Consider the following 20,621-nt stretch of genomic DNA (forward strand, 5'->3'; position numbering starts at 1 on the left):
TGCGCATTGGTCTCGTTGGGCACGCCATGCGTCGCCCAGCGTGTGTGACCGATGCCGATCGTGCCAGCGAGTGGATCGTCCTTGAGCCGGCGCTCAAGATTGATCAGCTTGCCTTCGGCGCGGCGGCGGCCAAGCTCACCATGCTCGATGGTGGCGACGCCGGCCGAGTCATAGCCGCGATATTCCAGCCGCTTCAGCGCATCGACGATGAGCGGCGCAACCTGCGAATGGCCGACGATTCCAACAATACCGCACATGGCCTCGTCCCCAATAGCCAGCATAATCCGGGCTTATCGCCGAAAACCACATTACCCATCCTTGATTGCGGGCTGATCGTTCGTTTGGAGGAGCCTGCCGATTTAATCGGAACTGAAATGTCGCGCTTGAAATCCGAAGAGGCCGAGAGGGCGCAGCTCCAGGCAGCAGGCCTGCGCAATCGCTGAGGCAGCCCGCCCCGGCGAAGAGTGTTCGTTTGAATGATGCGCGGCCGCCAGCCGAGGCGCAGTTTGACCCAGCCGGCAACCACGACACATCCCCAACAGCCGGTTAGGCCCGGCCGCCTGATGCCCCAACCCAGAGCTGTCGGGCCGCTTGATCTGTCTGGGGACGCGAAAGTCATGGGGACAGAGCTGGCTTTGGGAATCTGGACACCGGCAACGTGGTTGCCGCGAATCAAGAGAGACCATGACGAAGCGCACGCGACGCGACCACACACCGGCTTTCAAGGCCAAGGTGGCTCTGACTGCCATCAAGGGCGAAAAGACGCTGGCCGAGTTCGCTAAGCTTTTCGATGTTCACCCGAACCAAATCACAGCCTGGAAGGCGCAACTCCTTGACGGCACCGCCGGCGTCTTCGGCTCGAGCGTTGCGAGCGCCGAGGCGCCATCGGTGGATTTGAAGGCCCTTCACGCCAAGATCGGAGAGCTGGCACTGGAGAATTGTTTTTTGGAATGCGCGCTTATCAAGGCCGGCATGCTGAGCGTAAAGCGATAATCGACCGCAACCACGACCTTCCCACACCAGGCGCGGCCGGTGTCAGCCAAGGACCTCGCGCTGATGCGCCGCATCGATGAACTGCAGCTAGATACCCGTTCGCGGGTGCGCGACATTTCCCAACCGCGAGGGCGTCGCTGATGAAGCGCATGGGTCCTCCCGGCGTCACACACGACACCAGCGCAATCGAATGATCGAAATCCGGCGGAACGCCACTTATCATTCGCGGGAAACTGTTCAGACAACCGGAGCCAGCGCTGCCGCCCGCATCATGGAGGGGCAAGGATGCGGAGAGCGAAGGCCGTCCGCGTCAATCCGAGGATTGCGTTCTGAAATCCAGAGCCTCCAGTCGCGACTGGAGCTTACATCAAGGCAAATAGCGAGTCCTCGAATGAGATCGCTAGATTCAGGCTCCAATGGAGCGACGCGGTGAAAGGCAGGTTGCCGAAGGTTGGCTGCCCTCACCAGGGAGGCCGAGACCGATAAGCTGAACCACCAATTTTTCACAGCTTTCGCTGCACCGGGCATCCGATCAGATCCAACTGGATGTCCGCCGGCAGGAATGCGAAGACCTGTGGGCCGAAATCGCATTGGCACATGCCCGAATCCGCGAACTGCTCTCCTAGGAGAGGCTGCTTAAGGCCACCTACGTCCTGCCGCAGGAGAGCGTTGCGACCAAGATTCCCGTGACGGCGGAGCGGGCGGCGCGTGCCATACTACGCGTTGGGCGGAGGACGTTCACCGCGTCTTAAGAGCAAGAGCTGCTCATAATTGCGGCTCGCTTCCAACAGTTCGCCGCCTCATTGGCGGAAAGCCCGCGACATCTGATCGGTAAGAGGCTTCAGGAGATAAGACCAGACCGAGCGTTCGTCGGTCCTGATGTGAACCTCGGCCGGCATACCCGGTTTCAGCACCTTGGCATCGGTCAGGCAGGCCGCCTTGTTCTCGACGTCGACGCGTGCCGAGAAATACGAGAGCTGGTGTTGTTGATCCTTGATCAGGTCCGCCGAAATGCGCTTGACCGATCCTTGGCAAGCCGGCGTCGTGCCGGCATCGAAAGCCGGGAACCGGATCGACACCCGTTGACCGGGACGAATGTCATCTATCCGCGATGGGGGGATCAACGCATCGACGACGAGGTTGTCGGCGTCGGGGACAATCATCATGAGCACTTCCCCAGGAGCGATCACGCCGCCAATTGTGTGGATGGAGGATTCCTGTATCGTGCCCGATTGCGGAGCGCGGATGCTCGTTTTCGTCAACTCGTCTTGCGCCACAACCTGGCGCTCGTTGAGTTCGGTCTGCTTGGCTTCCGTTTCACGAAGTTCGCTGGTGACCTCACTGCGCCTTTGTTCATCGAGCTGAAGGACCTGCAGTTCGGTCTCGCTGATTCGGCCTTGCGCCTCAGCAACCGCCGCCGCGAGTCGTCCTGACTCTCCGTGCGCCCGGGTGGCATCCAATCTGACGTTGCTCAGTCTCTCCTTGGGCACCAATTTTTTTGAGAAGAGCGCTTGGATATCGGCAAGATCCCCGTCCAGCAGGACCACGGACTGGTCTTCGGCGGTCTGTTGCGCCTTGAGGCCATCGATCTGACGTTCGAGTTGCTTCGAGCGGCTTTGCAATTGCGCCTTCTGTCCCGTCAACGCAGCTGCACGGCTTTCGAACAGGGCGCGCTCGCCGCTGACGAGCGCTGCTAGTTGCGGATCGCCCATGCGCATCCGAAGGCCGGACGGAAGCTGCATTTCCGGCAGACCTTGTCGCTCTGCCTCCAGCCGGGCAAGACGAACGGTCGTGCGATCGAGATCCTCACTGATTATCTGCAGGTTGGCCCGTGTCAGCGTGTCGTCCAGCCTGGCCACCACATCGCCAGCCCGCACATGGTCCCCGTCTTGTGCGAAGATGCCTCCGATCGTGCCGCCCGTCAGATGCTGGACTTTTTTTGTGTTGCTTTCGACCACCACGGTGGCAGGCGCAATCACCGCGCCGGCGATGTTGGTCAAACCCAGCCAAAGCCCTCCGCCGGCAATCAACAGAGCCGTGATCACCAAGCCAAGAATGAGATTGGCTCGGATATCGTCCCGCGCATCGACTGCATTCGCCCCGGACCTCCGGTTTCCATCGCCAATCGGAGCGCATGTCGACAGGGTAATATCAGACAAAGGATAGTACCTCACGCATGACCGCTTATTCCTTTCTGCATCGGGACGGCCGATGCAGACCGGGCTGCGGTGGAGGGGAATGGCCGGATAACGTTCGCCAAGACTTCCTCGCGCGAGCCGAACGAATGAAGCGTCCCATTCGCCATGACAAGTACGCTATCGATATTGGTGAGGGCAGAAGGACGGTGGGCAACAACGATGACAATGCCACCACGCCGGCGCACCGCCAGGATCGCCCCGGCCAGCGCGGCGTCGCCGTCGACGTCCAGATTTGAATTGGGCTCGTCGAGGACGACAAGGAATGGATCGCCATAAAGGGCCCTGGCGAGCCCGACGAGTTGCCTCTGTCCGGACGACAGGGCTGCGCCTCCCTCGCCTACGCGTGTTTGAAAACCATCCGGCAAACGCATGATCATCTTGTCGACGCCAGCGGCCCTGGCGGCTGCGAGCACACCCTTGGCGTCGCCCGCGCCGCCAAATCGCGAAATGTTGTCGGCAACGGTTCCGTCAAACAATTCAACGTCCTGTGGGAGGTAGCCGACATAGGCGCCAAGCTGTTCATGGCCCCATTGGTCAAGCGAAGCTTCGTCCAATCGTACCATTCCGCGCAGTGGCTGCCACACTCCCACCAACGCGCGCACAAGTGTGGTTTTGCCGGAACCGCTTGGGCCGACAATGGCCATCCCGGCCCCACAGGATAAATGAAAGCTCACGTTGGTCACGGTCGGCTTTTGCTGGCCTGGCGGCGCTATTGTCAGATCCTCGACCTTCAGCATCGCCTCTGGCCGTGGCAGTTGCATGAGCTCGCCGCGGCTGCCAAAGGCGGCGAGCGCCGCCGTCAGTTGGGAATAGCTCTGCCGGAACGAGACAAACCCTCTCCAGTTGGCGAGCGCCGCATCAACTGGGGCCAAAGAGCGGCCGAGCAATATAGACGATGCTATGATCACACCCGGCGAAGCCTCCCCCCCGATCACGAGATACGCACCAAGTCCCAGAACAGAAGACTGCAAAGCCATACGGAGCGCCCTCGACAGTGAGCCAGTGGCGCCGACAATGTCGGAGAGCCGCTCCTGGTGCGCAAGATATGCGTGATTGATCTCACTCCAGCGCCCGGCGAGCCGCCCGGAAAGGCCCATGGCGCGCACGACCTCCGCATTGCGGCGGCCGGAATCGGCCAGGTTGCGTTGCGATACGAGTGTCTCAGACGCCCGTGCGGCTGGTCCGCGGCCAAGGATTTCCGCGATCACGGTGAGCAGCACGACAACAATTGCACCGCTCGTTGCCAGCAGACCGAGCGACGGATGCAGCAGATAGATGACCAGCAGATAGAATGGTATCCACGGAGCGTCGAAGATGACAGTCGGCCCCAATCCGGAAAGGAAGGCGCGCAACTGATCAAGATCGCGAAGCGGCTGCAGCCGGCTCGCATTCTGCCCGCCGAGGAGCGGCAGGGAAAGCGAGAGAGCGAAGACCTGTTGCTGCAGAGTTTTATGGAGGCGATTGCCGATTCGAACCAGCAGGCGAAGCCGCACGAAATCCAGCAATCCATAAACGGCGTAAAGGCCCAGCATACCGATCGTAAATCCGACAAGTGTCGGAACACTTTGCGAAGGCAAAACGCGATCGTAGATTTGCAGCATATAGACGGAGCCGGTCAGCGCGAGAATGTTTATGACCGCCGAGAACGCGCCAACGCCTACCAGCGCGGGCGCGGAGCCCAGCATAGCGGCACGCAGGTCGGGCGAAAGTTTTCCGCCGGGGTTCATAGCTCGTGACTTCTGATGAGAAATCGTCGCGCAAGCTCGCTGGCCTTACCGGCCAAGGACAGTTTTTCGGTTTTCAGGGGCGTTCCCTCTTCGCTGTATCATATTACGCCCCGCTAACTTATGTGCCCTTTGGCCCAAATGTAGCGAAATCGTGACGGCGGCCCGAGAAACGTGGAATTGACATATTAAATCGGTGGAAAACGGGAAGAAGCCGCCATTTCAAGTGAGATGGATGGCTGCGCATGTCGCATGCTGCAAGTCAGATCGGCACCGCCACAATCCTTTTCGGCGGCGTTTCGCCCGTCCGGACGCAGACGCCGGTTCCCGACTCAGGATTCACTTCCGCAACCGTTGAGCCTGGAGTTCGGTCTTGCCGTGATCTTCCGATCGGTTGCGTTCGATGGCCTTTACGAAGCAGTGAGCCCCGAGCCATCGTTATCGGCCCGCGATCGAGGCCGCCTACTGGACTGCCGCGCTTTGCAGATCAGTGCTGAACCTGGCCTCGACGGTGTCCCCCGGCATCACAATCGTATCTTCACCGGCCGCTAGTTTGCGCCACTCCTCGCTCATCTTGCGGACGATCGTGACCTGCGCCCGGATTGTTTCACCGGCAATCGGCAATGGCTGGGCGGATGCCCCGGTCGGTTGCAGCTTCTCGCTGGCAGCGTGGAGTTTGGTGGTGACGTCGGCAAGCCGCGCGTTGGTATCCTTCAGATCGATCAGCAAACCGATCTTCCTCTGATTCTCGTTGCGCTCGTGCTGCCTGACATAGTCCTCCTGCTGGCGTCGCGCCCGCATGAGTTCGACCGACGTTTGAAGCGCGCCACTTGAAGAGAGAAGCAAGGCGCGTCTGACATCGGCGAGCCGGTTGTTGGTCAGGTTACCTGACTCAAAAACCTTTGTTACGCGCGCCAGGTCTTCCTGATCCGCTTTCACGCCCTCGGCCTCGACCTGTTCGCGCTTCTGCAACACCTCGATTTGATCCGCTGTGTCCTTCTCGCCCTTCTCAAGAAAAGCCTGCTCCTGCTGGAAATCGCTCAGCGCAATCTTCAGCCCATCTCCTTCGGCCTGGGCGATCGCTGCTCCTATACTGGGAGACAGAGGTGATCCTTGTGGTATCTGCGTGTCGAAATCCGCCTGGTCTTGAAGTTCGGCGCGGAGCCGGGCGGCGTGAAAATAGTCCTTGGTGTAGTCACCCCACAATGTTTCGTAGTCTCGCCTGAGATCAACCGGATCCGGTCCGGTCTGGCCCGCCCGTGACCGCAAAAGGCTGAAGCCGCCGGCGACGGCGAGCGCCTGCCGCACGGTCATGAGCGGACGATAGGCCTGTTGTCCCGGGGTAAGCACGTCGCCCATCACATAGATCGGACGGTAATCGGCGATGGTTGCGGTCACATCGTCTGGCTTGATAACGACCATTTGCTCCCTGCCGTCGGGCAGGCGCACATGAAAAATCTTGGTCGGCAGAAGCGTTTGCATGCGCGTCTGCAATTCGGACCCCGTGAGGCCTGCGACCATGACCATTCCGACTTCGGGAAGCGCGATATTGCCATCCATCTGGACCACAGCTCGCTGCGTTCGATCCGCAATTGACGCTATCCCGATCTCGACGGCATCGCCAGGTGACAGCTTATAAGGTTCGATATCGCCGGCGACAGCCATCGATGTCAGGCACATGACGGCAACTGAAGCAAGAGTGGTTCGTTTAGGGAAGGCCATCTGCGACAATCTCCTCCTGCGTCGACATCAACTCCGAGGCCATTCAACACGGGCAACGAAATCGTAGACCGGGCCCCCAGGAACGCCCCAATTGCTCGACCAGACTATCTGTGAGCCGTCTGGAGACGGCGAGGCATGCGTCTCGCTCCAGTAGTCAAACGGAGCATTCAGCGTGTTGACGATGCGGCGCACCTCCCCGCTGCCGTCCGTGCGCAGCGCAATGACCTGCTGCGAATATGGCGCCCAATCCTTGTGCTTCGATACCTCGGCGGGTATCCCGGCATAGCTGACAAACACCCAGCCGGGCCTGTCCAGGGATCTGAGGGACGCATGCTGGGCTTCGCCATATTTCATCAGCGCGGTGACCTTGCCGTCGCCCAAACGCCGCTTGATCACTTGATACTTGTCCGGATCCGATTTGCTTATGCCGACGTAGATTTCGCTGCCGTCGGCATCGATCGTCATGTCGCCATGGCCGGGGCGATGATGCTCCGCCCACTTCTGGCGCAAGGCGCCATCAATTGAAAAGATGAAGCTCGGTTCATTACCGTCCGGCAATTCCTGGAAACACAGAATGTTGATCCCTAACGGAGAGATCGAGCAGTAGTGGGTGGTCCCCGGAAGCTGGGCCAGATCGATATCCGCAAACTTCCGCTGCAGCCTGAGGTCGTAGCCAAAGACCACCGCTTTGCCGTCATTGCGCGTCGCAAGCACCGCAATGCGGTTGCCGTCGAGGCTCGGATTGCCCTTGTACGGCCCGAACTGCAGATCGTCATAGGCTGACGAGACGAACACCACCTCTTCGTGGTCGGTGCGTGGCGCCCAGGTCGAAATCCGCCGACCACCCACGCAAATCATCAGATTGGGATCCTTGGGATGCCATTCGCATTCGGTCGAGCGATCGCGGCGGAACATTGGAACATAGGTACGCCCGTCGAGAAAGCACATGCCCCCACAACCATTGGCGATAAGGAAAAGGCTTTGGTCCGCATTCCACGCCTGGGCGCTTGAATAACGGTGGCTACAATAGTCCCTGCCGCATGTGATCCCTGAGCCGAGGATTCCGGGTTTGGTGATCCGCACGAAAATGGTGCCAGATGCCGGATCCTTTTTTGGACGCAGATAGTCCGGCAGGTTTTCCGCTGCCGGTAGGGCCGACTGCTCCATTGCGCCGCTTTCCCGGCCCCCGCTCATGTAGACACCCAGAGACAGGGCACCGGCAATCAGCAACAACACCAGAAAATGCCGCCGGAGCAGGGTCATGTCATGTAGCCCTTTTCGCGGCGTACCCGGCCTTCGCTAAACCGCGCCCGCCACCATGCGATCGTTCGCTCAAGCCCGTCGCGCAAGCTCGTCTGCGCCCGCCATCCAGTCTCGCTCTCAAAGCGCGAGGAATCCGCGAGCAAGGCGCGAACCTCCGAATTTTGCGGCCGCAAACGGTTTTCGTCGCGATGGACCGGTTTTTTTGAACCGCTCATTTCGAGGACAAGATCCAACACGTCAGAGATGGTCACGGCGCGTTGGCTGCCGGCATTGTAGGCGTGGCCGAATTCCAGGCCGGCCAAACCCGCGGTCAGGAATGCTGCCGCTGTGTCCTCGACAAAGGTCAGGTCGCGGATCGGACTCGTGTCGCCGACCATGATCGCCGGGCAATTCGGGTCGAGAGCCTGGCGGATGATGGTCGGCACGATGGCTCGCTCACTCTGACGCGGGCCATATGTGTTGAACGGCCGCAGGATGACAACGGGAACATCAAACGACTTCGCGTAGGACTCCGCCATCATGTCGGCGCCAATCTTGGATGCCGAATATGGCGACTGTCCGTGCAGTGGATGAGTTTCGCGGATAGGCATGGTCAGGGCGGTTCCATAAACCTCGCTCGTGGAGGTATGCACAACGCGCTCCGTCTCCCATTGACGCGCCGCTTCGAGGACGTTCACCGTGCCCAGGATGTTGGTTTCCACATAGGACTGGGCAGCCGCGTAGGAATATGGAATCGCAATCAGGGCGGCCAAATGAAATACGACGGTCTGACCACGCATGATCCGGTTCAGGAACGCGCTGTCGCGGACGTCACCGCGGACGAGCTTCAGCCGGCTTCGAATGCTGTCCGGAAGATCGTCCAGCCAGCCATGGCTGTCGAAGGAATTGTAGAGCGCTAGGGCCGTGACATCAGCCCCGTTGCAGACGAGCGCTTCGGTGAGATGCGACCCGATAAATCCGTCCGCGCCCGTCACCAGAACTTTCTTGCCATTGTAGCTCATGATTGCGCGTTCCTTGGCTGACCTGCGGTGCTCCCGTGTGGGTTTCAGACGTCAATCGGCGGCGATGGAGCCCAGCTGACAACAGCCAGAAAGCCGCGCGCCATCCACGCGATATCTGAGGCGATGGTGCGCCGTGGATAATAGGAAAGGTCGATCCTGACCTTGGCGGGGAAGATGACCTCCCGGTAGAACAGAATCGGATCCACGGATCGAGGAAAGAAATGCGCCTCGTGGCGGAAAAGAATTTGGGCCGGGCCCAGCAGGCCAGGCTTGTATTGTAGAACGGCCTCGAGGCCGCCCCGAAAACAATCGGCGAAAGCCAGGCTCTCGGGGCGCGGACCGATGATCGCCATCTCGCCTTTGAGGACGTTCCACAACTGCGGCAGCTCGTCGAACTTTGTGGCGGCGAGGAACCGGCCGATCGTCGTCAGGCGGCTGTCGCCCATCACGGTCAGAGGGTGGCCATGGGGGCCGCAGCCCACACCGAACTTGCGGAATTTGTACATGCGGAAGGGCCGGCCACCAGCCCCCACGCGGGTCTGCAGGAACAAGACGGGACGGCCGCCTTCCAACAGAAGTGCCAGCGCGATCACCAGCATCAGTGGTGCAAATATGACGATCGCGAGACTTGCGACCGCGAGGTCGATAGAACGTCTTGCGAAGCCATGCGCGGAGCTTGAAACAGAAGGCCTGTGAAGGGATAGATCCGACGCATTCATGCCGCGGTTCCTGCTCTTGCGCAGCCGTCGAGCGCGGTTGCGAGAGCAGTCACAACCGCTTCGGCTACAGGTGAAGTGATCTGGGGATGCAGTGGAATTGTCAGCTCTCGCTGTGCAAAGTCCTCGGTGCGGGGCAAATTGGTGTTGGGAAAAAGCCTGCGGTAGAACGTCATCTGGTGCACTGGCGGATAGTGGATCGTGGTCTGGATCCCCTGCGTCCGCAGTTCGTCTATGATGGCCTGCCGCGTTGCGTAGCGCGGCAGGAGGATCGGCATGATGTGGTGGGCAGACGTGCGGGGTTCGGCGAACGGAATTGTCACAGCCGGGCAACGTTCAGCGATGAGGCGGCGGTATAAGACGGCCAGGATACGCCTGATTTCGTTCCACTCCTGCAGGTTCTCAAGTTGAACCAGCCCAATCGCCGCCCGCAGCTCATCCATGCGGTAGTTGAACCCAAGCATGGTGACATCATATTGCGGCGTACGGCTGTTCAACCGCTGATGTGTCCCGGTGGTCATCCCGTGTCCGCGGGCTTGCCGAATCCTGTCGAGGAGAGCCGGGTCACGAGCAATCACGGCGCCCCCTTCCGCCGTTGTCAGGTTCTTATTGCCGTAGAAGCTGAAGGCCGCGGCGGCGCCGAACGTGCCCACTTCCCTCAAGCCGGGGGCATGCGCGGCATCCTCGATGATATGCAGCCCTCGGGCACGGGCGAACCGTTGCCACTGTTCCCGATTGGCGAGATAGCCCGCGAAGTGAACGAGAATAACCGCCTTAGTGCGTAGCGTGCACCGCGTTTCAGCTTCCTCGATCGACATCAAGGGCACGTCGGTCGATTCGATATCGACAAAGACCGGGGTCGCCCCGACGTAGAGCACCGCATTGGCTGTCGCCACAAAGGTCAGTGAGGGAACCAGCACCTCGTCGCCAGGGCCGACCCCCAGTGCGTGCAGGATGAGATGAAGCGCGGCGGTGCAGGAGCCGACCGCAACGCAATCCTCCGCACCATGGATGTCGGCAAAGGCCTCTTCGAAAGCTCGTACCCGCTCTCCCATGGTCAGCCAGCCGCTATCAATTACCTTTGAGAGGGCTAGCTTCTCCGGTACGCCTAATATCGGGGCGCTCACTAAGAGCATCTTGACCTCCTGAACCAATATCCGCGGACTCGGCCTCTAAATCCGGATCATGCTGCCGCGGCGGCGACTTCGATTGAAGTCGACTGGTCTTCCCAGGAAATCGCCTGTGCGTTCTGGAAGTCGTCCACGCGACCGATGTCGAGCCAGAGTCCGTCGTGCTTGTACACATGCACGGTCGTGCCGCCCTGCATCATCTGCAGCATCAGATCATCGAACCCGAACGGAATGCCGGAAGGAATGAACTTCAGAACATCCGGGTTCATGCAGTAAATTCCCATGCTGACGAGATGGGAGAGTGTCGGCTTTTCCCGGAAGAGCTGAACCGCATTGTCGATCTCGTCGATGACGCCGAAGTCCATCTTGATCAGGCGGCAGGCAGTCGCGATCGTGACCGGATCCTTATGCATGCGGTGCGAAGCCACAAAGCGGCTGAGGCTCAGATCGGTGAGAACATCGCCATTGAGCACGACAAACGTATCGTTCAGTTCATCTCTGATCAGCGAGAGAGGTCCGATGGTGCCGAGCGGCTCCATCTCCTGCGTATATCGGATCTTCAGATTCCACTGAGATCCGTCGCCGCAGACGCTGCGGATCAAATGGCCGAGATATCCGGTCGTGATATAAACCTCTTCTATGCCGTTGCGCCGCAGCCACTTCAGAAGCAGCTCGAGAACCGGCCGGGCTCCAATCGGCATCAAGGGCTTCGGCAAGACCGATGTAAAGGGCCGCAGGCGTGTCCCCATTCCACCACATTGAATCACCGCTTTCATCCGATCCTCCCAGTTCATTCAGCCCGGACATGATCGTCACGAGCAGGTGCCGAATGGTGCTCGGAGAGTCGCCCCCTCAAGCCAATCCGAACATCGCATGCTGAATGGTACGGCCACTCCGGATAAGCGTCGTCCTGCATTCGAATGGGAGTGATCCAACGCGTTTGCGGTATCAAACAAGCGATCAGGATCTGCTTGTGAGGTACACCCTGGTCCGGCACGGCATCTCACGAAAGGTTTATAAAAAATAGCTGAAGTTTATCGCTATTTGGGATACATATTAGCAAGTGATGATGTTTGTGGGCGGGGACATCGGTGGATTGTCCCGAGGATTTTACTGATGCAGCGACCAATGGTTGGCCACGATTTTAGGCCCATCACGGGTCCGTGCGTCTCAGGGTAGTGGAGTTTTAGCGGGCTGGTATACGCCCGGTTGCCAGACAGAGTAAGCGTTGTTGGGGTAGTGCAATGTATCGGATCGTCATCGCCGACGATCACGGGTTGTATCGTTTCGGTTTGCGGTTGGCACTGACGGCAGGCATTCCAGGTGTCGAAATATTCGACGCCGCGTGCTTCGATGCCGTGGTCAGTCTTCTGGAACAGCAAGCCTCGATCGATCTCGCGATTCTGGATCTGAACATGCCGGGCCTGTTCCATCAGGAATTGCTAGGCGACGTTCTGTCTGCCTATCCTAGCACGCGCTTCGCGATCGTTTCAGCCGATGATTCACGCGCGGAGATCCTCAAGGCACTTTCGATCGGGCTTCACGGCTACATCGTAAAGTCACAGAAAGACGAGGAAGTCCTGTTCGCCGTGAACGAGATCCTCGCCGGCCGTATCTATGTTCCAGCGCTTCTGTCGCGAACGTCTGCCGGACAAGGACAGCACCAGATATCTCCGCCTTCCCAAAGATCTTTGGTGCGACGGCGCGTGGGCGCCAGCGATCTCGACAGACTAACATCGAGGCAGAAGGACGTCCTCAAGCTGATGGCGGAGGGATACTCGAACAAGGAGATCGCCCGCAGTCTGGATATCGCCGAAGCGACGACGAAAATTCATGTCGCTGCCATTATGCGCGAGCTTGGGGCGCGAAACCGCACCGAAGCAGCGGTTTTGCTGCAAAGCTGGCCGTTGAAGAACGCGACCTGATGCATGCCAGGCAAGATGCGCGCTTCAGAATTCAAGTTCCTTCCGCGATAGCCGCAACGAATATCGCAGTCCATCTTCCGATATTTGAAATTTGGGCGAATGGCCGACAATCGGCGTTCCGTCCACTCCGATTATCATGGAACCGAAGCCGTGGCGTCCGACGCTTGAGTTCTTCCGCCGCCCCGATTCTGCCCAATCAAAGACGACGTCGTCGCCCGCGCCGTCGGATGCGAACTGCCAGTTCACTTCGAGCCTACCTCGTGGATCACTCAGCGCACCGTATTTCACGGAATTGGTCGTCAATTCATGGAGAAGCATCGCAAAGCTCTCGGCGGCGCCACTTGGTACGGTGATGGAGGGTCCGCTGATGGTTATGTCGCGAGTCTCCTTGAAGGGCTGCAACTCCTGGGCGACGAGATCGTGAAGCAACCCCGACATGCTGGCAGGACTTGACAGAAGTAGGTGCGTCGCTTGCAGCGTGCGTATCCGGTCAATCAGCATTTCCTTGTATTTGGCAACGTCGTTCTCTGGCGGATTGATCATATTTACCAAGGCCGTAATCACAGGGAACAGGTTGCTGAACCGATGGCGCTCCTCGGCCATGACGAGCTCGCGTTTCTTCACCGCGATGCGCAGAAGCGTGGCTTGTCGACGCTCGGTCAGATCGGCGGCCACCCCGATGCGCCACGAACCATCGCCGTGTTTTTCCTGCCGTCCGCGCAACGCAATCCAGCGCACATGGCCATCCGACCGCCGGACACGAATCTCGATGTCGTAGTTCACAGCCGACGATGGTATAGCGGAGGCAGCTAGCTTGGGCCAATCGGCCGGATGAACAACGGTCGAGAGTTCTTCCAGGCGGCGGATGGGAGCCGGGGGCAGCCCGAAAATATCCCAGAACTTACCTGAGCCGGTGACTGTCCCGTCCTCGAGATCGACACGCCACGTGCCCAAGCGCCCTGCGGACAAAGCGAGATCAAGCCATTCCTTCTGGGCGCGCAGCGCCTCGCGTGCCATTCGTCGCTCGGAAATATCGTCGACCACCACGAAAACGCTCTCGCTGGACACCTCATCAGGCTGGGATGACGACAGGGCCAGGCGGGCCCAGAATGTCGTGCGGTCCTGTCTCAACAGACGGACGTCCGCTGCGAAGGAAGCGGTACGATCCAGAGTTCTCAGCGGCCCCAGAACGGAATCTCGATCGTCTGGATGTATGAGTTCCTCTAGGTTTAGCTGGGCGAGTTCCTTTTCTCCGTAGCCTGTCATATCCCGAAGGCGGCTGTTCGACAGCAGCATCTCGCCCCGTCGATTGGTGTTTACAAAACCCATGGCTGCGCGCTCGAAAGCGCCACGATAGCGGGTCTCCGTCGCATCAATGGCGGCGAGCCTTGTCTCCGCAACCTCAAGCGCCCCGCGCAAGTCTTGTCGCAGGCGATGAAACATAAAGGCGATCAAGCCACCTGAGACAAGAAGGAAGATGGCGCGCGTCCAGTCTTCAGCAGATAGCTGAGCGTTCAGGGCTCGGCGTGCCCCCAAGCCGGCTGCGGCCATGAAGAGCGTCGCAGCGATCGCGGCCACACGACCCTCCAAGTATACAATCACAAGTATAGCGGGAATTAACGCGACAAACGCCCCGTCCTGCCCAACAAGTATTGAATTTGTCGTCTCGAATATTATCGAGACTGCCAGCACCGATAAGGAAGCGACGTGAGTTAACGGGGGGCCTGACACCCACGATTTCAGCCCACGGAGGTATGAACGCATGCGCCAATCTACAACCTTCTGTCTAGCCCGTCGAGACTAGGTCGAGAAGGGGCAACCTAATACCACTGCTCGATTGCCATGCCTTAGCCGACGAATAAAATCATACTCGGAAGGGCTCATCGGAAAGCGTGCTTCAACGACTGCAGCGGAACAGAAATGCTGAAGGGTTCTTAGCTATGTCGAATTGAAGGCAAAGGAGCACGGTTTGATTCAAAATGATGCGCGATGAAAGTAATATCTGGAAATTTGCTCAAGTCGCAATCAATCACTATTGGGATGGAAGCGATGAATGTTATTCATAGGCACAACGATACGGTTGCAAGCAACCAATACATTGTATTGAGACAGCCGCGCCACGCGGACTCGACACATTTCCCGGATCGGTCCGACGCCAACTTCAGAATCCGGCGACCACGCAGCCTGGAGTCCATAACCGGCATGCTTGACCGTATCGGCTGTGGCTACCTGATGCTGGACCGCAACAAGAAGGTAATCGAATGGAACGAAGCCGCTCAAGACACGCTCGAGCGGCAGGGTGAAGCGGCCGATACGGCCGGCGAGATTTCTGCCGGACTAAGGCGGCTGGTCGCGAACGTTCCGGTCCGTTTCCATCCAGGCTCCCTGTCCTGGGTGGTAATCCGGAGCAGAGGCGACAGGCCAGTGATCCTGAATGAGACGGGCGCCATCGCACCGGATGGGACCAGCATCGTCGCATTGGTTGACCGTGAAAACACGTCGGCGGCGAACCCTCAGACCTTGCAAAAAATGTTCGGCTTGACCAGCGCGGAGACCCAGCTCGCGTTACGCCTGGCGCAAGGCGACGCGCCCCTGGAGATCGCCCGCAGCTGGCACCTCAGCCGCACGACAATCCGCTCTCAGCTCGCCTCCCTGTTCGCAAAGACCGAGACAAAGCGCCAAGCGGAACTGGTGGCTCTTCTGGGACGCATTTCGGTCTTACCATAGGACTGGCGATTTCGCTGGGTGCCAACATCCGCCGACATCCATGCGATCGAAGATCCGTGGCAACGCAGCGGCATTTCTCCTGGCCGCGTTCCGCAGATCATGGGACTGATGGTGCAGTCTCGGGCCTTCGGCGCTGTCGTACAGCCATCTATCTGGCTTACCACCACCGGGTTGCGGTTCTTTAGCGTCTGCGGTCCCTGGAGCAGGCCCGACATGGCGGTCTATGCGTTCACCCACGCCATCGCCGAGGAGCGAACGATCGAAATAGCGAACGCTGGCACGTATGCGAGACTTCACCTATAGCAACGATATGGTCGAGGGGTGGTCCGGGTCCTCGCGACGACGCCGCGCGCGGATCCGGGTTGGGACGGTCGCGCGGCTAGTCCGGCCACCAGTTCGGCGCCGCATCGGATCTACGATATCGGCAATGATCCGCCCGAAGTGATTAACCGTTTGATCGCGACCATCGAGATGGCCCTTGGCCGCCACGCCTTCGGGTCAATGTGCCCTCGCCCCTGCGACGTTCTGGGACCACGCCGACGTCAACGATCCTCGCCAAGCTGTCGGCTTCACACCGGCGGCAGCCCTTAAGGACGGCGCGCTGCGTTTTGTGGAATGGTACCGGAACTTCATCAAAGGCTCGCCAGCCGAGAAGGGCAAACGCTCATCCACGCCTAAGGGCACAAAACACGGGCGGTTACGACACCCCGAAAAGAAGGGCAACGCCGTTCATTTCTCCAGACCCATTGCCAAGGACACGCGCTTCCGGCCGGCTCAATGGTGAATGCCCAGGGCAAGCGCGCCGGCGATCGTAGTTGTTACGACGGCCTCTTCTTTCGGGTCATGGCGTTTCCAGTGCCACTCCCGGACGAGCGCGTGCCAACGTTGTTCTAGCTGAGATAGCGGATCCTGGCGCTCGTATAATTACAATGATCGTTCTAGGTCAGGCCCGGTCTTGGAACCGCGGTTGGTTTCCTGCAGCACCATGAGAGCGGGCGAAGGTGCCTCATCAAATCCTCGCCAGCAGGAGGTCGGCACTATCACCGAGCCGATAGCCGGCATGCTTCTTCAGATTAACCTGGGTAAGCACAGTTGCTACGGGAATGGTTACCGACCCACCGGCTTGCAGTGAGCCAAGAACGCCGCGCGCAATACTGCGCCGCGTGTTGGCCCAACGAACGGCAAAAAGCACTGCATGCGCCCAGCGCTTTAGAAGCCTGGTTTCTGGCCCGCCGAGCCCCAAGGGCCCGTTTATGATGACGACGTCGTAAACCGAGAGCAGCTCGTCGGTAAATCGAGACCTATCCACCGTGGACAGAAGCGTCAACAGATCATCCGAGGGCGCTGGTGCGCTCATAAGATCGACGCCGATTTCCGGCATTCTCGTGATCGCATCCTGCAGGGAGCAGCGGTCACTCACATAATCCCCAAAGGAGTTACGGGCCTTGGCGGTGCTGGATTCGCCACGAAACTCGTTCGTGAGCCGCACGTCCTTGCCATCAAGGTTGAGGAAGAGGACCCGTCCTCCGAGCCGTGTGGCCGCCAGTGCCAGGCCCCACGCCAACTCTGTCTTGCCTTCATTCTGGATGCTGGACGTTACGAGAATGATATGCTGCTGCCCTCTCCCCAGAGGTGGCGCCGCGGTGACAAGAACGGAGGTCACGGCGCGACTGAAGGGCGAGTTCTGCTGGCCCAGAATCAGATGCCGAAGCTGTTTCGCGTGCGGCTTCGATATCTTGGGAAGCAGTCCCACGCAGGGGATCCCAAGCTCGGCCTCGGCTTCGGCCTCGCTGCGCAAGGTTTTGTTAAAATGGTTGCGCGCCAGGACGAAGGCGGCGGCGATGAGACCGAATACAACCATTCCAGGAGGAACCAGGAAAACCCATGGTAGAGTCTTGGGACTTGCCGGCGGCCATGCAGCCGAGAAGAGCGAGACGCCAGGAGACGGAGCCGCAATGCGCCGGATCAAATCCTGCTGCCGGCTGAGAAGGTCGTTGTAGCGTTGCGTTACGATGGCTACTTGCGGCTCGAGCGCGCGCAAGCCGGAAAGGCGGCTGGCGGTATCAGTGACAACTGCATCGAGCACCTTCTTACGCTCCTCCAGCGCCGCAACCTGGGCGCGATAGATGTTTGCCTCCGCGTTCTGCCGAGCGATACCCTGCTCGATCTCCTGATCGATCGTATTGCTCAGTCCCTTGTCTCCGCCGGCATTGGACTGACGGGCCATCAGAGCGGCGAGGACCGGTGACGCGATTTCAGCAGCGACCGCCGACAGCGGCGCATCTGTTCTTCGCAGTTCCTGGATGCGGTGAAGGCGCGATTCGGCGGTCGATAGGTCCGCTTTCGACAAGGAAATCTGCCGGTTGAGCTCCGCAGCTTCATTGGCCGCGTCGTTTGCCGCGCTTTGATCGACGGCCCCATGGGTCAGCCGATATGTCTCCAGACGATCAGTTGCATCGACCAGATCGCCTTGTACTCTTGGCAGGCTGGCGACCACCGATTGCAATTCGGTCTGATCCCATGCACGACGTTCCTCTATGAGATTGTCGATGTAGACCCGGGCGAAAGTGTTCGCGACCAGAGCAGCACGTGCAGGATTGACATCGGTGAAGCCGATGGTGATGACCCGCGACCGAAGCTCTTGTCCAACGCTCATTCCGTTTCTCAGCATCTTCAGTTCGGCGGCATCCGCTGCTTCGGGACTGCCTGTTGGGGGCTTGCCCAGCGACAACATCCGGCTCATGAGACCGCTCAGGAACGAGCCCGTATTGCGCTGACCGCCCAAAACGGCGTTGGAGCCGGTTTTCCCAGCAGCGTCGGGCGCCTCCGCCCTGTGCAAAGCCTCCAGGACTCGACGCAGATGGATTTGAGACGAGAGCATCGTCAGATGGTCATCAATGCTGGAATCCACCAGGTCCTGAACAGAATCCGTGCTGCCAGCAGAAGTATTTCTGGTTGGCGCATCGATGATTATCTGCGTGGTCGCCTCAAACAACACAGGACGAGCGAGCCCCGCAAGTCCGCCCAGGATGCCACCCAGCAGAGCGATGGCGAGCACGAACCATTTCAGTCTCCCGATCACGATAACGAGTTGATGGAAAGGGGTTAATGCCTCCGCGCGCCTGTGCTGCGGTCGCCGCATGCCAGCGTCGTTTTCGAACCTCGGTACAGCGTCTTGCGTGATACGCGGCAGTTTGGCGCGTCTGGCTATGGAACCTTCCATGTCATGCCCCTGGGATTTCGATCTCGTGAGAAAGACAGGTTGCCGGATTCGATGGCCGCATGGCCTCGTTATGCCAGGCCTGGAACATCAGCACCGGCCACAAATCGCGAGCATGATCCCGTTCGCCATTGGTGTGAGCATGCCAGCAAGCATCGACCTTTACGGAGTCGAGCATCCCGTCGCCCGACAGACGTATTCCTGCAATGAGGTCCGCTGCCCAAGCGCGCAGAGGCCCCCTGAGCCAGGCTCCGATCGGAACATCGAAACCTTGTTTTGGCCGATCGATCAACCGTTGCGGCAAATAGCGGCCCAGCAACTGACGAAGAATCCACTTGCCCTTGCCATTTTGAACCTTCAAGTGGTTCGGCAGTCGCCAGGAAAATTCGACGACGCGATGGTCGAGAATTGGACATCGACCTTCGAGACTACTGGCCATGGTCGCGCGATCGAGCTTCACCAATATATCGCCCGGCAGGTAACCGGTCATGTCGTCGAACAGGAGACGGGACAACATGTCGTCGAGTTGCGGCAAGCCGGAGCGCGACGCCGGTGGCTGATGATGAAGCAGGTTCTGGGACGAAGTCCCGGTTAGACGCCGAAGCAGATCATCCTCACCTGTCGCCTCGAGCAGGTGGCTAAGGCGATTCAAGCGGTCGCTTCGCAACGCGTGCCGTGCATTTTCCGATAACGGCAACCTGCCGGCGAAATCGTGCAGCGAGGCTCGAGCCAGGAAACCGATCCCCGCCGTCACCATCCGACGAAATGGTGCTGGAAGCCCTTGCAGCTTTCTCAGGCGGGCTGCCATGAAGTGCCGGGAGTAGCCAGCGAAGCATTCGTCCCCGCCGTCACCCGACAGCGCTACCGTAACGTGCCGGCGGGCGAGCCGCGCCACCAGAAGCGTCGGAATCTGCGATTCATCGGCGAACGGCTCGTCCCACACGCGCGGCAGCTCCGGAATGACGTCGCGCGCTTCGGCTGGTGAAAGGTTAAGCTCGGTGTGGTCGGTGCCCAGAAGCCGTGCAACCGCAGCGGCATGAGGCGCTTCGTCGAAGCCTGCCTCGCTGAACGCGATGGTGAAGGTGCGCACGGGCCTGCTGGACTGCGCCTGCATCAGCGCGACGACGGTCGAGCTGTCTATTCCACCCGACAGAAAGGCGCCAAGGGGCACGTCCGCGACCATTCGTTCGCGCACGGAAAGGCGAAGCAGACTGTCAAGCTCGCTCGTGAGTTCCTCGTCGCTGCCGGCGATCGGCTCCCGCCGCGCCTTGCAGGCCACGTCGGCCAGCGACCACCAGTATCGAGTGCGATGGGCAAGCGCACAAGCGCCGCGGGCATTGGCGAAATCCGCTGCCGTCACGGACAGGACCGAACCGGGCGGCAGCTTGAACACACCCTGCCAGATGCAATGGTCATCTGGCACCCACCCTTTTGAAAGCATTATCGCCGCCGCATCGACATTGAGTTCCGGGTTGAACCCCGGGAAACAGTTGATTGCCTTCAGCTCCGAAGCGAAGAGCAGCGCTTCTTGTGTCGAGGCGATATAGAGCGGCTTTTTGCCCATTCGGTCGCGGGCGAGATGGAGTATCCGTTCCTTCAGATCCCAAAGTCCGAAAGCGAACATGCCGGCGAAGCGCGTGAGTGCCGCCTCGAGACCCCAGCTCTCGATCGCGCACAGCATGACTTCCGTGTCACCGGTTCCGCGGAAGCAGTGGCCTGCGCCTTCCAATTCGCGGCGCAGATCTTGGAAATTATAGATCTCGCCATTGAAGGTGATGACATAGCGGCCGCTCGCCGATTGCATGGGCTGGCGGCCGGCCTCGGTCAGATCGACGATGGCCAGGCGCCGGTGACCAAAAGCAATACCGGCTTCACGGTTCGTCCATACCGCCTGGCCATCCGGCCCACGGTGCCGAAGAGCGGAGGTCATCTGTCCTATTGCCCTGAGCGACCCCGCATCGGCGGTGTTTGGGGCCAGGAGAATTCCAGTGATCCCACACAT

General features: G+C 59.7%; 14 protein-coding genes and 2 pseudogenes. 4 read left to right on the forward strand and 12 right to left on the reverse strand.

Annotated features, from left to right (window positions below; translation table 11 throughout):
* Positions 1-257: pseudogene (locus C8D77_RS29455) on the reverse strand (glutamine--fructose-6-phosphate transaminase (isomerizing)); the annotation flags it as partial.
* Positions 258-684: 427 nt separating this feature from the next.
* Here C8D77_RS29455 and C8D77_RS29460 point away from each other — a divergent pair.
* Positions 685-1,148, forward strand: a pseudogene (locus C8D77_RS29460) (transposase); the annotation flags it as partial.
* A 645-nt stretch (positions 1,149-1,793) separates the two neighbouring features.
* Here the strand turns inward: C8D77_RS29460 and C8D77_RS29465 are convergent.
* The 8 genes from C8D77_RS29465 to C8D77_RS29500 all read right to left on the reverse strand — a co-directional run bounded on the left by C8D77_RS29465 (position 1,794) and on the right by C8D77_RS29500 (position 11,523).
* The gene (locus C8D77_RS29465; protein ID WP_245951912.1) at positions 1,794-3,152 is read right to left on the reverse strand and encodes an HlyD family type I secretion periplasmic adaptor subunit; all 1,359 of its coding nucleotides are present in this window, start codon (positions 3,150-3,152) and stop codon (positions 1,794-1,796) included.
* A gap of 11 nt (positions 3,153-3,163) precedes the next feature.
* Positions 3,164-4,918 carry a type I secretion system permease/ATPase gene (locus tag C8D77_RS29470; protein WP_109670878.1) on the reverse strand — a complete coding sequence of 585 codons (1,755 nt, stop codon included), beginning with the start codon at positions 4,916-4,918 and terminating at the stop codon, positions 3,164-3,166.
* A 459-nt stretch (positions 4,919-5,377) separates the two neighbouring features.
* On the reverse strand, positions 5,378-6,637 hold the full coding sequence (locus C8D77_RS29475) for a polysaccharide biosynthesis/export family protein (RefSeq protein WP_109670881.1): 1,260 nt from the start codon (positions 6,635-6,637) through the stop codon (positions 5,378-5,380).
* Positions 6,638-6,664: 27 nt separating this feature from the next.
* Positions 6,665-7,900 (reverse strand): hypothetical protein, encoded by a 1,236-nt coding sequence (locus C8D77_RS29480; RefSeq protein ID WP_109670883.1) that lies wholly within the window; start codon positions 7,898-7,900, stop codon positions 6,665-6,667.
* Complete coding sequence (locus C8D77_RS29485; RefSeq protein ID WP_109670885.1) at positions 7,897-8,901, reverse strand: NAD-dependent epimerase/dehydratase family protein; 1,005 nt, start codon at positions 8,899-8,901, stop codon at positions 7,897-7,899. Before C8D77_RS29485 ends, C8D77_RS29480 begins: the two co-directional genes overlap by 4 nt.
* Before the next feature lie 44 nt (positions 8,902-8,945).
* The gene (locus C8D77_RS29490) at positions 8,946-9,620 is read right to left on the reverse strand and encodes a sugar transferase (protein WP_109670887.1); all 675 of its coding nucleotides are present in this window, start codon (positions 9,618-9,620) and stop codon (positions 8,946-8,948) included.
* Positions 9,617-10,753 (reverse strand): DegT/DnrJ/EryC1/StrS family aminotransferase, encoded by a 1,137-nt coding sequence (locus C8D77_RS29495; RefSeq protein WP_109671175.1) that lies wholly within the window; start codon positions 10,751-10,753, stop codon positions 9,617-9,619. The genes C8D77_RS29490 and C8D77_RS29495 overlap by 4 nt, the downstream gene beginning before the upstream one ends.
* Before the next feature lie 47 nt (positions 10,754-10,800).
* Positions 10,801-11,523 (reverse strand): nucleotidyltransferase family protein, encoded by a 723-nt coding sequence (locus tag C8D77_RS29500; protein WP_109671176.1) that lies wholly within the window; start codon positions 11,521-11,523, stop codon positions 10,801-10,803.
* A 468-nt stretch (positions 11,524-11,991) separates the two neighbouring features.
* Here C8D77_RS29500 and C8D77_RS29505 point away from each other — a divergent pair, with 468 nt between their 5' ends.
* Positions 11,992-12,672 (forward strand): LuxR C-terminal-related transcriptional regulator, encoded by a 681-nt coding sequence (locus C8D77_RS29505; protein WP_109670889.1) that lies wholly within the window; start codon positions 11,992-11,994, stop codon positions 12,670-12,672.
* 24 nt (positions 12,673-12,696) lie between these two features.
* Here C8D77_RS29505 and C8D77_RS29510 read toward each other — a convergent pair whose 3' ends face one another.
* Positions 12,697-14,250, reverse strand: a complete 1,554-nt coding sequence (locus C8D77_RS29510; RefSeq protein WP_342770059.1) for a sensor histidine kinase — start codon at positions 14,248-14,250, stop codon at positions 12,697-12,699.
* Between the two features lie 624 nt (positions 14,251-14,874).
* Between C8D77_RS29510 and C8D77_RS29515 the strand changes: the two genes are divergently transcribed.
* Positions 14,875-15,399: a helix-turn-helix transcriptional regulator gene (locus tag C8D77_RS29515; protein WP_245462999.1), complete on the forward strand. Its 525-nt coding sequence runs from the start codon at positions 14,875-14,877 to the stop codon at positions 15,397-15,399.
* A gap of 478 nt (positions 15,400-15,877) precedes the next feature.
* Positions 15,878-16,183, forward strand: coding sequence for a hypothetical protein (locus C8D77_RS38115; RefSeq protein ID WP_206438782.1), 306 nt, complete (start codon positions 15,878-15,880; stop codon positions 16,181-16,183).
* A 225-nt stretch (positions 16,184-16,408) separates the two neighbouring features.
* Here the strand turns inward: C8D77_RS38115 and C8D77_RS29525 are convergent, their stop codons facing one another.
* Complete coding sequence (locus C8D77_RS29525; RefSeq protein WP_109670893.1) at positions 16,409-18,622, reverse strand: GumC family protein; 2,214 nt, start codon at positions 18,620-18,622, stop codon at positions 16,409-16,411.
* A 1-nt stretch (position 18,623) separates the two neighbouring features.
* Positions 18,624-20,621: an asparagine synthase (glutamine-hydrolyzing) gene (asnB, locus tag C8D77_RS29530; protein ID WP_109670895.1), complete on the reverse strand. Its 1,998-nt coding sequence runs from the start codon at positions 20,619-20,621 to the stop codon at positions 18,624-18,626.

Origin of the sequence: Mesorhizobium loti, from assembly GCF_003148495.1 — a bacterium.
In the GTDB taxonomy this organism is placed as follows: Bacteria; Pseudomonadota; Alphaproteobacteria; order Rhizobiales; family Rhizobiaceae; genus Mesorhizobium; species Mesorhizobium loti.